This is a genomic window from Microbacterium sp. Y547 (assembly GCF_057669785.1).
This window is the reverse complement of sequence record NZ_JBYHFN010000005.1, coordinates 94,338-107,747: the sequence shown is the minus strand read 5'-3', so window position 1 is coordinate 107,747 and position 13,410 is coordinate 94,338. Positions and strand designations below refer to the sequence as shown.

Annotated in this window: 10 protein-coding genes and 2 riboswitches; of the genes, 5 read left to right on the top strand and 5 right to left on the bottom strand. The window is 70.2% G+C overall.

The genetic code is table 11. The annotated features are described in order from the left end of the window. From nadC to AC25Y0_RS09740, 4 genes are read right to left on the bottom strand one after another with little or no spacing between them, the layout of a single operon-like run. Entirely contained in the window at positions 1-849 is an 849-nt protein-coding gene (gene nadC, locus AC25Y0_RS09755) for a carboxylating nicotinate-nucleotide diphosphorylase (RefSeq protein WP_488123948.1), read from the bottom strand. Next, on the bottom strand, positions 843-2,501 hold the full coding sequence (gene nadB, locus AC25Y0_RS09750) for an L-aspartate oxidase (RefSeq protein ID WP_488134572.1): 1,659 nt from the start codon (positions 2,499-2,501) through the stop codon (positions 843-845). Before nadB ends, nadC begins: the two co-directional genes overlap by 7 nt. Continuing rightward, positions 2,498-3,823: a quinolinate synthase NadA gene (gene nadA, locus AC25Y0_RS09745; RefSeq protein WP_488123950.1), complete on the bottom strand. Its 1,326-nt coding sequence runs from the start codon at positions 3,821-3,823 to the stop codon at positions 2,498-2,500. Before nadA ends, nadB begins: the two co-directional genes overlap by 4 nt. A 23-nt stretch (positions 3,824-3,846) precedes the next feature. After that, the gene (locus AC25Y0_RS09740; RefSeq protein ID WP_488123951.1) at positions 3,847-4,587 is read right to left on the bottom strand and encodes an NUDIX hydrolase; all 741 of its coding nucleotides are present in this window, start codon (positions 4,585-4,587) and stop codon (positions 3,847-3,849) included. 105 nt (positions 4,588-4,692) lie between these two features. Between AC25Y0_RS09740 and AC25Y0_RS09735 the strand changes: the two genes are divergently transcribed. The 4 genes from AC25Y0_RS09735 to gcvP all read left to right on the top strand — a co-directional run bounded on the left by AC25Y0_RS09735 (position 4,693) and on the right by gcvP (position 10,550). Then, entirely contained in the window at positions 4,693-5,865 is a 1,173-nt protein-coding gene (locus tag AC25Y0_RS09735; RefSeq protein WP_488123952.1) for a MarP family serine protease, read from the top strand. Between the two features lie 37 nt (positions 5,866-5,902). Then, a riboswitch (glycine riboswitch) is annotated at positions 5,903-6,000 on the top strand. Between the two features lies 1 nt (position 6,001). Beyond that, a riboswitch (glycine riboswitch) is annotated at positions 6,002-6,101 on the top strand. Between the two features lie 53 nt (positions 6,102-6,154). Next, on the top strand, positions 6,155-7,279 hold the full coding sequence (gene gcvT / locus AC25Y0_RS09730) for a glycine cleavage system aminomethyltransferase GcvT (RefSeq protein WP_488134571.1): 1,125 nt from the start codon (positions 6,155-6,157) through the stop codon (positions 7,277-7,279). After that, entirely contained in the window at positions 7,276-7,659 is a 384-nt protein-coding gene (gcvH, locus tag AC25Y0_RS09725; RefSeq protein WP_488123954.1) for a glycine cleavage system protein GcvH, read from the top strand. The genes gcvT and gcvH overlap by 4 nt, the downstream gene beginning before the upstream one ends. Further along, positions 7,656-10,550 (top strand): aminomethyl-transferring glycine dehydrogenase, encoded by a 2,895-nt coding sequence (gcvP, locus tag AC25Y0_RS09720; protein WP_488123955.1) that lies wholly within the window; start codon positions 7,656-7,658, stop codon positions 10,548-10,550. The genes gcvH and gcvP overlap by 4 nt, the downstream gene beginning before the upstream one ends. A gap of 103 nt (positions 10,551-10,653) precedes the next feature. Here gcvP and AC25Y0_RS09715 read toward each other — a convergent pair whose 3' ends face one another. Further along, complete coding sequence (locus tag AC25Y0_RS09715; protein WP_488124047.1) at positions 10,654-11,418, bottom strand: CPBP family intramembrane glutamic endopeptidase; 765 nt, start codon at positions 11,416-11,418, stop codon at positions 10,654-10,656. A gap of 176 nt (positions 11,419-11,594) precedes the next feature. On the opposite strand from AC25Y0_RS09715, the gene AC25Y0_RS09710 reads away from it, so the two are divergent. Beyond that, entirely contained in the window at positions 11,595-13,394 is a 1,800-nt protein-coding gene (locus AC25Y0_RS09710) for an ABC transporter family substrate-binding protein (protein WP_488123956.1), read from the top strand. Positions 13,395-13,410 lie beyond the last annotated feature (16 nt).

Here is a 13,410-nt window from a genome sequence, read left to right as displayed (position 1 = left end):
TCAGGGCGCGTCCATGCGCACGTCCAGCCCTAGATCGAGCGCGCGCGCCGAGTGGGTGAGGGCGCCGACCGAGATGACGTCGACTCCGGTCTCGGCGATGGCGCGCACCGTACCGAGGTCGACGCCGCCCGAGGCCTCGACCGTCGCGCGGCCCGCGACGCGTGCGACACCCGTACGCAGGTCGTCGAGCGAGAAGTTGTCGAGCATGATCGTGCCGATGTCCGCCGCGAGCACGGGTTCGATCTGGTCGAGGCGGTCGACCTCGACCTCGATGTGCGTCGTGTGGGGGAGTAGGTCCTTGGCGGCGCGGAGGGCGTCGGTGACCGAGCCGCCGAGCATCGCGAGGTGGTTGTCCTTTGCCATGACGGCGTCCGAGAGCGAGGCCCGGTGGTTGCGACCGCCGCCGTCGCGCACGGCCTTGCGCTCGAAAGCGCGCAGCCCGGGCGTCGTCTTCCGCGTATCGGCGATGCGGGCCCCCGTGTGCGCGACTTCGGCGACGTAGCGGCCGGTCAGGGTCGCGATGCCGGACATGCGCTGCACGAAGTTGAGTCCGATGCGCTCGGCCTGCAGCACGCCGCGGGCGGGGCCCGTCACGACGGCGAGCACGGCGCCCGGCTCGAACCACTCGCCATCTTCGACGACGAGCTGCACCTGGATGCGGGGGTCGGTGAGGGTGAAGGCGGCGGCGAAGACGTCGCCGCCGCTGAAGAGACCGGCCTCGCGGGCGACGAGGTCGGCGCGGGCCGTCGCGGCTTCGGTGATGAGGGTCTGGCTCGTGAGGTCTCCCCACGGCGCGTCCTCCTCCAGCGCGGCGGCGACGACGCGGTTGATCGTGACGGGGCTCAACACGGAACGGCCTCCTGCAGGTGGGGTACGTCGATCAGCGCGGACGTGCTGATCGCTGGGGTGCTCGGGGGGTCGGCGTCGGCGCGGAAGTGCGCTCCGACCGACTCGCTGCGGTCCATGGCCGCCTCGACGAGCGCCGAACCCACGACGAGCAGATTCTCGTCTTCGAAGTCGGCGACGGTGTCGGGTGTGCGGCGCTCGCCGCTCCACGTCGCGAGGACGGCGGAGGCGCGTCCGAGACCGTCCGCCGTGCGCGCGAGTCCCGCGCACTCCCACATGAGTCGCTGAAGAGCCGTGCGCGAGAACGGCTGCGCGGCGCGGGGTTCTCCGGTCTCAGGGTACGCGGGCGCGGAGCGGGTCCTCGCGGAGCGCGCCTGCGACGCACGCGGCCACGCGCCCGATGCCGCGTCGCTGTGGACGGCGTCGGCGACACGCGCGCCGAAGACGGCACCCTCGAGGAGCGAGTTCGAGGCGAGGCGGTTGGCGCCGTGGACTCCGGTGCGGGCGACCTCGCCGACGGCGTAGAGCGCGGGGATCGAGGTGCGCCCGAAGAGGTCGGTCGTGACTCCGCCCATCAGGTAGTGCGCGGCCGGGGTCACGGGAACGGGCGTCCGCGCCCAGTCGATGCCGCGCGCACGCAGCGCGGCGTCGATCGTCGGGAACCGTCGCGCGAGGAATGCCGCCCGCGCCTCTGGATCCGCCGAGTGCAGGTGCGTCGCATCGAGGAAGACCGGTCGGCCGCCCTGCCCGTCCATCCGTCGCGCGATCGCCCGCGCGACGACATCCCGCGGTGCGAGCTCGCCTCGAGGGTGCGCGTCGAAGGCGAAGCGCCTGCCGTCTTCATCGATGAGGGTGGCGCCCTCGCCGCGCACCGCCTCGGAGATCAGGAACGCGTCGGCACCGCCGATCACGGTGGGGTGGAACTGGAAGAACTCCAGGTCGTCCACGAGGGCGCCCGCGCGCAGCGCCGCCGCGATCCCGTCGCCGGTTGCGACCGGAGGGTTGGTCGTGTGCGCATACAGGCAGCCCGCCCCGCCGGTCGCGAGCACGACGGCGTCCGCTGCGAGGACATCGCGTCGGGGGGGCGGCGACGCGCTGCCGACGAGCAGCTCGACCCCGCGCACACGCCCGGACTCGACGACGAGGTCGACCAGGAAGGCGTGCTCGACCACGCGGACGTCGGTGCCGCGCAGCCGCGCGACGAGGGCCGACTCGATCGCTGTGCCCGTGGCATCCCCGCCCGCATGCAGGATGCGCGGATACGAGTGCGCCGCCTCGAGGCCCTTGACGAAGACGCCGTCGTCGCCGCGGTCGAACACGACGCCGGCCGCGATCAGTTCTCGGATGCGCGCCGGGCCCTCTTCGACGAGCACCCGCACGGCGACGGGGTCGCACAGTCCGGCTCCCGCGGTGAGTGTGTCGGCGATGTGGTCCTCGACGCGGTCGTCGTCGAACATGACCCCCGCGATGCCCCCCTGTGCGAAGCGCGTGTTGGCGTGCTCGAGCTCGTCTTTCGTCACGAGGGTGACACGGCAGCCGTGGGCGGCGGCGCGCTCCGCGGCCGTGAGCCCGGCGATGCCGCTGCCGACCACGATGACGTGCGGCGACCCTTCGGCCGTCCGAGTCGCGCGGGCGGCGGGATGGTCGTGGGTCATCGGGCCGGGGGTTTGGCCGCCAGCATCCGCTCGAGGGAGATGCGAGCGGGATCGGCGACGTCGGCGGGGACGGTGATCCGGTTGACGACCTCACCGGCGACGAGTCCCTCGAGCACCCATGCGAGGTACCCGGGGTGGATGCGGTACATCGTCGAGCACGGGCAGATGACCGGGTCGAGGCAGAAGATCTCATGCTGCGGGTTGGCGGCGGCGAGGCGCTGCACGAGGTTGACCTCGGTGCCGATCGCGAAGGTCGTCGGCGTCGTCGCTGCTTCGATCGCGCGCCGGATGTAGTCGGTCGAGCCGGCTTCGTCGGCCGCGTCGACGACCTCCATGGGGCACTCGGGGTGCACGATCACGCGGACCCCCGGGTGCTCGGCGCGCGCCTGGTCGATCTGGTCGACGGTGAACCGGCGGTGCACCGAGCAGAAGCCGTGCCACAGGATCACCCGGGCCTCCTCGAGCTCGTCGACGGATGAGCCGCCGAGAGGCTTGCGCGGATTCCACATCGGCATCTGCTCCAGAGGAACGCCCATCGCCTTGGCGGTGTTGCGGCCGAGGTGCTGATCGGGGAAGAACAGCACGCGGCGCCCGCGCGCGAACGCCCACTCCAGCACCGTCCGCGCGTTCGATGACGTGCATACGATGCCGCCGTGGCGCCCGACGAATCCCTTGATCGCCGCCGACGAGTTCATATACGTGACGGGGATGACCGGCACCCGGCCTTCGTCGTCGACCGCCTCGAGGTCGCCGTAGACGTCTGAGAGCTGCTCCCAGCACTCCTCGACCTGGTCGATGTCGGCCATGTCCGCCATCGAGCATCCCGCGGCGAGGTTCGGCAGGATGACGGCCTGCTCGGGGCGCGACAGCAGGTCGGCGGTCTCGGCCATGAAGTGCACGCCGCAGAAGACGATCGCCTCTGCTTCGGGATGCTCCAGGGCGGCGCCTGCGAGCTGGAACGAGTCGCCCACGTAGTCGGCGTGACGGACGACCTCTTCGCGCTGGTAGAAGTGACCCAGCACGACGACGCGGTCGCCGAGCGCCTGCTTCGCGGCGCGGATGCGGGAGTGCAGCTCGTCGTCGGACGCCTCGCGGTACTGCGCGGGCAGCTCGCCCTGGCGCGGCGCGCCCGTCGGGATGACATCGCCCATCGACGAGCCGGGGCCGTAACCCGGTCGGTCATCGAACGACCACGGGCCGGCGGCGAGGTCCGTGCTGCACGTGTCACCGCTCGAGGTGCCCGAGACGATGTCCTGGATGAGGTGATCGACAGATGCGTCGAGCTCGCGACGCGGCTGCAGGGTGATGTTGACGGCGGGCATGTCGGGTGTCCGTTCGGGTCGGGTCAGTCGCGAGCACCGAGCGGACCGCGATCGGTCAGCTCGACGTCTCGGTTGTAGCGGTACAGCCGGGCGGGGCGGTGGCTGCCGGTGCGAAAGCGGTCGGTCGGCAGCAGCGTGCCGGAGTTCTCGACCTGGCGTCGGAAGTTCGCGGGATCCAGACGCCGGTCGAGGATCGACTCGTAGACCTCGCGCAGCTCGGCGAGGGTGAATTCGTCGGCGAGCAGGCCGTGCGCGATGCGGCTGTAGCCGACCTTGTTGCGCAGCCGCCACAGGGCATAGTCGATGATCTCGCTGTGGTCGAATGCCAGCGGGGGGAGGGAAGCAGCGTCGAACCAGCCGACGTTCTCGGGGTCGTGCACGGCGGGGTCGACGAGTCCTGTCGCGGCGTCGTCGGCGCGCAGCAGCGCCCAGTAGACGATCGAGACGACGCGGCTCGGGGAGCGGTCGACGGCGCCGAACGCGTACAGCTGCTCGAGATAGCTCGGCGCCAGTCCCGTGGTCTCTGCGAGAGTGCGTGATGCGGCGGCATCCAGGCTCTCCGTGACGTCGAGCCAGCCCCCGGGAAGAGCCCACAGGCCGGCATAGGGGTCCCGCGTGCGGCGCACGAGCGGCAGCGCCAGCGACGGGTGGCCGTCACCGGGCGGTCGGCGAAGCGTGAAGATGACGGTCGAGACGGCGACGCGCGTCGCGTCGTCGGTGACGCCCGAGGTCGCGGGACCTGTGGTCTCTCGTGTTCGTGTCATCATGACCCTAACTTCCGGTGCGATCTTAGAGTCACGGTGACACGAACGCAAACCGGCGCTCTGTCAGACGAGGTGTTTACGCTGGTGCGCAGAGAGGGGACGCCTGTGATCATCGTCGACATCGTGCTCGTCGTGCTGCTCGTCGCGGCGCTGGTCGGCGGCGTGCGGCGCGGTTTCTTCGCGAGCGTCGGAACCCTCGCGGGGCTCGTCGCGGGCGGCATCGCCGCGTTCTGGCTCACCCCGCTCGTGAGCGCCTGGGTGCCGTCCTCGGCGTGGCGCGGTGTCGCCGTGCTGGGCTCGGTCGTCGGCCTGCTCATCGTCGGCGCCGTCGTCGGGTCGGCGATCGGCTCGGCGCTGCGCTCGGGCACCGACCGGCTCAAGCTGCGCGGCATCGAACGCTTCCTCGGTGGCGTGGCGAGCGTCGTGGTGGCCGGCCTCGCGCTCGTGCTCGTGACCCCCGCGGTGTCGGCCGTCGGCATTCCGGGCATCTCCACCGCGGTCGCGTCCTCGCGCGTGCTGCAGGCACTCGACGCACTGACCCCCGCGCCCGTCGACGCGGCGCTGGCCGAGCTGCGATCCACCGTGCTCGATGACGGCCTGCCGCGTCTGGGCGACCTGCTCGGTCCCGGAGTCGCGCAGCCGGCTCCACCGGTCGCTCTCGACGATCCGGCGCTGCAGCGGGCAGCGGCATCCGTGGCCCGCGTCTCGGGCACGGCCTACTCGTGCGGGATCAGTGCGACCGGCAGCGGCTTCGTCGTCGCGCCCGATCGCGTCGTGACGAACGCGCACGTCGTCGCGGGCGTCGACGTGCCCATCGTGGAACTTCCCGGCCAGGCGGCGCGAGAGGGCCGGATCGTCTACTTCGACCCGGTCGACGACCTGGCCGTCATCGCCGTCGACGACCTCGGTGCGGAGGCGCTGCCGCGCTCGCCGACTCTCGCCCCGGGCGCGGCCGCCGCCGTGCAGGGATACCCGCACGGCGGGCCCTTCACGTCGAACCCCGCGAGCGTGCTGTCGGTCGGCACCGTGCCGGTCGCCGACATCCACGACGAAGGGCTCACGCCCCGCGAGGTGTACGCGCTGCAGGCCAGCGTGCGGCCGGGAAACTCCGGCGGACCGCTCCTCACCGCCGGCGGCGAGGTCGCGGGGGTCGTGTTCGCGCGCGCCGAGGGCGATGACACGCGCGGCTACGCCATGACGATGGCCGAGCTCGCCCCGGTCGCCGAGGCCGCACCCGACTACGCCACGGCCGTCTCATCGGGCAGGTGTGTCGGGTGAGGCCGCTATGCTGTCGAGGTAATTGAAGACAGGCCGCATGACGTGTGCGGGAGAGCCCCGATCCGGCGACGGAGCGGGCACCGAAGGAGCAAGCCTCCCCGCCAATCTCTCAGGTCCGCGTACCGCTCACGTCCGGCCGCTCTGGAGAGTGATGCGCGCGTGCTGCCTGGCACGCATCCGCCGAAGGAGAAAACCGGCCCCGCCGGCGAAGCTCTCAGGCCCATGACAGAGGGGGAGTTCCCTGGACGTCGGTGGACGGCGTCCGCCCGACAGTTCGACGGGAGAACTCATGTCAGACCTACGCTCGACTCCGCTCCGAGGGCGCCACGAGGCGCTCGGAGCGACCTTCACGGATTTCGGCGGATGGTCGATGCCCGTCCGCTACACGTCCGATCTCGCCGAGCACCATGCCGTGCGCTCGGCGGCCGGGATCTTCGACATCTCGCACATGGCGCAGTTCCGTGTGACGGGGCCCGTACGCGAGGACTTCCTCGCGTACGCGCTCGCGTTCGACCCGACCAAGCTCGCGCTGTCGAAGGCGAAGTACACGATGGTGCTCGCCCCGACGGGCGGCATCGTCGACGACCTCATCGTGACGCGCACCGCGCCCGAAGAGTTGCTGCTCGTGGCCAACGCGGGCAACCGCGACGCCGTGCGCGCCGCGCTGCAGGACCGCCGCGAGGGGTTCGACGTCGAGATCCTCGAGACCGACGACGCGCTCATCGCCGTCCAGGGCCCGCACGCACAGCAGATCCTGCGCACGACGGCAGGCCTCGTCCACGATGACGCCGTCGCGCTCGGCCACACGCTCGAATCGCTGCCGTATTACACCGCGATGGCCATGCGATTCGGTTCCGGCACGGTTCTCGTCAGCCGCACGGGCTACACGGGCGAGGACGGCTTCGAGATGAGCGTCGCCGCGTCCGACGCGGGCGCCCTGTGGGATGCGCTCGTTGCCGCCGGCGAGCCCCTCGGCCTCGTTCCCGCCGGTTTGGCGGCGCGCGACACCCTGCGCCTCGAAGCGGGGATGCCGCTCTACGGCCACGAGCTGACGCTGGACGTCGTGCCGGCACAGGCCGGCCTGGGGCGCGTCGTGCCCCTGAAGACCAAGGCCGCTGATTTCGTGGGCCGCTCGGCGCTCGAGAGCGTCGTCGCCTCGGCTGCCCCCGTGCTCGTCGGGCTCGTCTCAGAGGGGCGTCGCGCGGGCCGCGCCGGCTATGCCGTGTTGCACGGCGACGCGCCCGTCGGCGAGATCACCTCGGGCGCACTCAGCCCCACCCTCGGGTATCCGATCGCCATGGCGTACGTCGCGCCCGGCGTGAGCGAGCCCGGAACCGAACTGTCCATCGACGTGCGCGGAACCCGCATCCCCGCGACCGTCACCGCCCTGCCCTTCTATCGGAGAAACTCGTGACCGACATCAACAGCCTCCAGTACACCGCCGAGCACGAGTGGATCGCCCTGGACGGGGATCTTGCGACGGTCGGCATCACCGACTACGCCGCCGAGAAGCTCGGCGACGTCGTCTTCGTCGAACTGCCCGACCAGGGCTCCGCCGTCCAAGGCGGCACGATCGTCGGCGAGATCGAGTCGACGAAGTCGGTTGGCGAGCTCTACGCTCCGCTCACCGGCGAGATCGTCGAGGCCAATCAGGCCGTCGTCGATGACCCGTCGCTGGTCAACTCCGACCCCTACGGCGCGGGCTGGCTGCTGAAGATCCGCGTCGCCGCGCCGACGACCGACGGCCTGCTCGACCGTGAGGCCTACGTCGCTCTCACAGGCGGCGCCGAATGACGGGCGCGTTCGCGGCGAGGCATGTCGGAACGGATGCCGCGGCGCAGCGAGCCATGCTCGACGAGCTCGGGTACGACTCGCTCGAGGCTCTCGTGCAGACCGCCGTCCCGGCATCCATCCACGTCTCACCGCGCGAGACGAGCGACATCCCCGCGGCGGCGACCGAGGCCCAGGCCCTCGCCGAGCTGCGAGGGCTCGCGTCGCAGAACCGCGCCGCCCGGCCCATGATCGGGCTCGGCTATTACGACACCTTCACGCCGTCGGTCATCACGCGCAACGTGCTCGAGAACCCGTCGTGGTACACGGCCTACACGCCCTACCAGCCCGAGATCTCGCAGGGTCGCCTCGAGGCGCTCATCAACTTCCAGACGATGGTGACCGACCTCACGGGCCTCGCGACGGCCAACGCGTCGATGCTCGACGAGTCGACCGCCGTCGTCGAGGGGATGCTGCTCGCCCGGCGCGCATCGAAGTCGCGCTCCCACGTCTTCGTCGTCGACGCGGACGCCCTGCCGCAGACGAAGGCGCTCCTGCGCGCGCGTGCCGGCGCTGTCGGCGTCGAACTCGTCGAGCTCGCGCTCGCCGACGGCGCGGCGCTGCCTGACGACCTCTTCGGTGCGTTCGTGCAGTACCCCGGTGCATCCGGTCGCGTGTGGGACCCGTCGGGAGTCATCGACGCGGCGCACGTCGCCGGCGGACTGGTCGTTGTCGCCGCCGACCTGCTCGCGCTCACGCTGCTGCGCTCGCCCGGTTCGCTCGGAGCCGATGTCGCCGTCGGCACGACGCAGCGCTTCGGCGTGCCGCTCGGCTTCGGGGGCCCGCATGCGGGCTACATGGCCGTGCGGTCGGGTCTCGAGCGTCAGCTGCCCGGGCGCCTCGTAGGCGTGTCGGTGGATGCCGCGGGTCAGCCCGCGTACCGCCTGTCGCTGCAGACCCGGGAACAGCACATCCGGCGCGAGAAGGCGACGTCGAACATCTGCACGGCACAGGTGCTGTTGGCCGTCATGGCCGCGATGTACGCCGTCTACCACGGACCCGACGGGCTCAAGGCGATCGCGACGGACGTCGCGAAGAAGGCCGAGGCCCTCGCGGAGCGGCTGCGTTCGTACGGTCTCTCGGTGCGGTCCGACTCGTTCTTCGACACGATCCGCGTCGTCACGCCGGGACCGTCGCGCCGCGTCATCGATCGCGCACGCGAGCGGGGGTACCAGCTGTTCTGGGCCGACGACGCGACGATCGGCATCTCGGTCGACGAGACGACGACCGACGAAGACCTCGCGGCCGTCGCGTGGGCGTTCGGCCTGCCCGAGGGGGAGTTCCTGGGAGCGGGCGAGCAGGGCGAGCGCGCCGTGCCGTTCGCGGATGCGGCGCCCCTGTCCGCAGTGCCGGCCTCGCTCCTGCGCGATGACGAGTACCTGACGCATCCCGTCTTCTCATCGCACCGCTCCGAGACGGCGATGATGCGGTACCTCAAGCAGCTCGCCGACCGCGACTACGCGCTGGATCGCGGCATGATCCCGCTCGGATCGTGCACCATGAAGCTCAACGCCGCGACGGAGATGGCTGCGATCTCGTGGCCGGAGTTCGCGCGCGTGCATCCGTTCGCTCCCGAAGCCGACGTGCGCGGCTATCTCGCGCTCATCGAGCAGCTCGAGACGTGGCTGGCCGAGGTGACGGGGTACGACGCCGTCTCACTGCAGCCCAACGCGGGGTCGCAGGGCGAGCTTGCCGGGCTCATGGCGATCCGCGCCTATCACCGCGCGCACGGCGACACCGAGCGCACGGTGTGCCTCATCCCGTCGTCGGCGCACGGCACCAACGCGGCCTCCGCGGTCCTCGCCGGCATGAAGGTCGTCGTCGTCGCGTGCGACGAGGCGGGCAACGTCGACCTCGCGGATCTGCGCGCCAAGATCGCCGCGCACGCCGACGAGCTGTCGGCGCTCATGATCACGTACCCCTCGACGCACGGGGTGTACGAGCACGATGTGCTCGAGATCACGCAGGCCGTGCACGACGCGGGCGGACAGGTCTACGTCGACGGGGCCAACCTCAACGCGCTGCTCGGGTTCGCCCGGTTCGGCGACCTCGGCGGCGACGTGTCGCACCTCAACCTGCACAAGACGTTCGCGATCCCGCACGGCGGGGGAGGTCCCGGTGTCGGGCCGGTCGCAGCCAAGGCGCATCTCGCGCCGTATCTGCCGTCGCATCCGTTCTCGCAGCGCAAGGACCACGCCGGTGGGTTCGTCTTCGACGGCGGTCCGATCTCGGCTGCGCCGCAGGGCTCGGCCGGCATCCTCCCGATCTCGTGGGCCTACGTGCGCATGATGGGCGCAGCAGGGCTGCGCGAGGCGACGGCGGCTGCCGTCCTGTCGGCGAACTACATCGCCGCGCGCCTGCGCGAGCACTTCCCCGTGCTCTACACGGGCGAGGGCGGACTCGTCGCGCACGAGTGCATCCTCGACCTGCGGCCTCTGCGCGAAGCGACCGGCATCACGGTCGACGACGTCGCGAAGCGGCTGATCGACTACGGCTTCCACGCGCCGACGATGTCGTTCCCCGTCGCGGGGACCCTCATGGTCGAGCCGACGGAGTCCGAAGACCTCGCCGAGATCGAGCGGTTCATCGAGGCCATGATCGCGATCAAGGCCGAGGCCGACGCGGTCGCGGCGGGTCGTTGGCCCGCAGAGGACAACCCGCTCGTGAATGCGCCGCACACGGCGGCGTCGGTGATCGAGGGGGAGTGGACGCACCCGTACACGCGTGCCGAGGCGGTCTACCCCGTGCGATCTCTCGTGCGCACGAAGTACTGGCCTCCCGTGCACCGCATCGACCAGGCGTACGGCGACCGCAACCTCGTGTGCGCCTGCCCGCCGATCGAGGCCTTCGCCTGACGCCACCCGGCCGATACGCCAACGGCGCCCCGAGACCGTGGGGTCACCCGCGGTCTCGGCGCGCCGTTCGCCGTTTCACCGGCGAGGTGCGCCGGGGCCGCGGTCAGGCGAAGAGGGCGGGCCAGAGGACGACCGCGAGCGGATAGCCGACGAAGGCCACGATGTCGATGACGGTGTGGGCGATGACGAGCGGCATGACGCGACCCCAGCGGCGGTAGCACCAGCCGAACACGATGCCCATGACGAAGTTGCCGATGATCGCGCCGAAACCCTGGTAGGCGTGATACCCCGCACGCAGGGCGGCGGTCGCGAGGATGATCGTCCACCAGCCCCACCCCAGGCGCCGCAGGCGATCGAACAGGTAGGCCACGAAGATGACCTCTTCGGTCAGTCCCGCTCGCACCGCGGCCAGCACGAGGAGCGGAACCGTCCACCACGCGGCATCCAGCGGCGACGCCTGCACCTGCATCGTGATGCCCAGTGCGCGGCCGATCGCATAGAGCGCCAGGCCCGGCACACCGATGAGGGCCGCGAGCAGGAGGCCACGGCCCAGGTCGCCGCCGAAGCGCCGGAAATCGAGCCCGATCCGCCGCAGCGCGTTCGTGCCGGGTTCCCACAGCAGGAACACGACCAACGCCACGAGACAGAGGCCGAAGAACACGGACAGCAGCTGATAGACGGCGTCCCAGATCGCCACCTCGTCACGCGCCGGGTTCAGCTGCGTCTGCTGATCCCCGATCGGAGTCGGGCGCAGGAGGGCCCGCACGAGGGAGAGCACCGAATACACGGCGGACTGCCCGACAGTGATGGCCAGGACGAGCCCGATCTCCCACTTCGTCCGCGTTCGCCGCGGACCCCCACCGAGCATCTTGACGGGGCGATCGGTGTGCACCTTGTCAAGAATGTCACACCGCGGTTACGCGGAGTCAAGGATCTGTAACGGTTTCCACAGCCCGTTTGCGGGGGTCCCGAGGCGTGCTTACTGTGTCCGTGTCCGTGTCCGGGTTTCACATACCGGGCACTCAACCTTGCACAGGAGGAAATGTGACTATTCAGATCCGGCGCTCTCGCGCCGTGGCGGTCGGGGGTGCGGTCGCGATCGCGGCTCTCGTGCTCGCCGGCTGCACCACCGACGGCGGTGGCAACAACGACGAGACCCCCGAAACCCAGGGCGGCACGATCACGATCGCGACCACCAACGCGTTTACCTCGTTCAATGGCGACACCCCCGAGGCGAACCTCGACACCAACGGCATGGTCGGTTATCTGACCGGTGTCAGCGGCGGTCTCGGCCTCGGCGGATTCGTCCGTCTGGACCAGGACTACAGCCTGCTCAAGAACGAAGGCTTCGGCACGTACGAGCGGATCTCGGAAGACCCGCTGACCGTGCAGTACACCCTCAAGGAGGGCCTGAAGTGGTCCGACGGCGAGCCGATCACCGCTGACGACATGCTCGTGAGCTGGGTCGTCAACTCGGGGTACTTCAACGACGCCATCATCGACCCCGCGACGGGCGATGTCACCAACGGCGGCACGCAGTACTTCTCGCTCGCCGGCAGCACGGCGGGCCTGGACACGACCTCGTACCCCGAGATCGGCGACGACAACCTGTCGATGACGATCACCTACGACACCCCCTACGTCGACTGGGAGCTGATCAACCCGATCGGCAAGCCCGCTCACGTGCTCGCCGAGAAGGCCGGTGTGTCGCTCGAGGAGTTCATCTCGACCATCGAAGAGATGCCTCAGGGTGACGTCGACGCTCCCGTCGACCCGAACCCCGTCCTGAAGGCGGCCGCCGACTTCTGGAACACGGGCTACGACGTGACGGCCATGCCGACCGACGAGAGCCTCCTCGTCGCGAGCGGACCGTTCATCGTGACCGACTTCGTTCCGGAGTCGAGCATCACTCTCGAGAAGAACCCGGAGTACACCGGTGACCTGGCGCCCTCGTACGACCAGCTCATCATGCGCTTCATCGGCGACTCGAACGCGCAGGTCACGGCCCTTCAGAACGGTGAGGTCAACGCGATCTACCCGCAGGCCTCGGCTGACACGCTGACGGCACTCGACAACGCCGGCGCCACGATCCACGCGGGCGACCAGCTGTCGTACGACCACCTCGACCTGAACTTCACGGGCGTGTTCGCTGACGCGAACGTGCGCGAGGCGTTCATGAAGACGATCCCGCGTCAGCAGATCCTCGAATCGATCATCACCCCCGTCAACCCCGACGCCGGTGTGCTCAACTCGCAGATCTTCCTGCCCACGGATGCCGCCTACGCCGACGCCGTCGCAGCCAGTGGCTACGACGCGTACGACGAGCCGGACATCGAGGGCGCCAAGGAGCTCCTCGCAGGCGCGACGCCGACAGTGCGCATCCTCTACAACACCAACAACCCCAACCGTGTCGACAGCTTCCGCGCCATCCAGCAGTCGGCTCAGGAGGCGGGCTTCGTGATCGAGGACGCCGGCTCGCCCGACTGGAGCTCGCTCCTGGGCAGCGGCAGCTACGACGCGTCCATCTTCGGTTGGATCTCGCCCGGTGCCGGCAACGCCGCACTTCCGCAGATCTTCAAGAACGGCGGGGGCGGTAACTACAACAACTACAACAACGCCGAGGTCAACGCTCTGGCGGACGAGAGCCAGGTCACGCTGGACGACGATCGCCTGACGGAGATCAAGATCGAGATCGACGCCGCCACCGCGGCCGACTTCTACGGTCTGCCTCTGTTCCAGCTGCCGGGTCTGTTCGCCGACAACGGCTCGGTCACCGGTATCGAGCACTTCGGCGGCCAGACGGGTATCGTCTGGAACGCGCAGGAGTGGACGCTCGCGGGCTGATGCCCCGGGCATGACA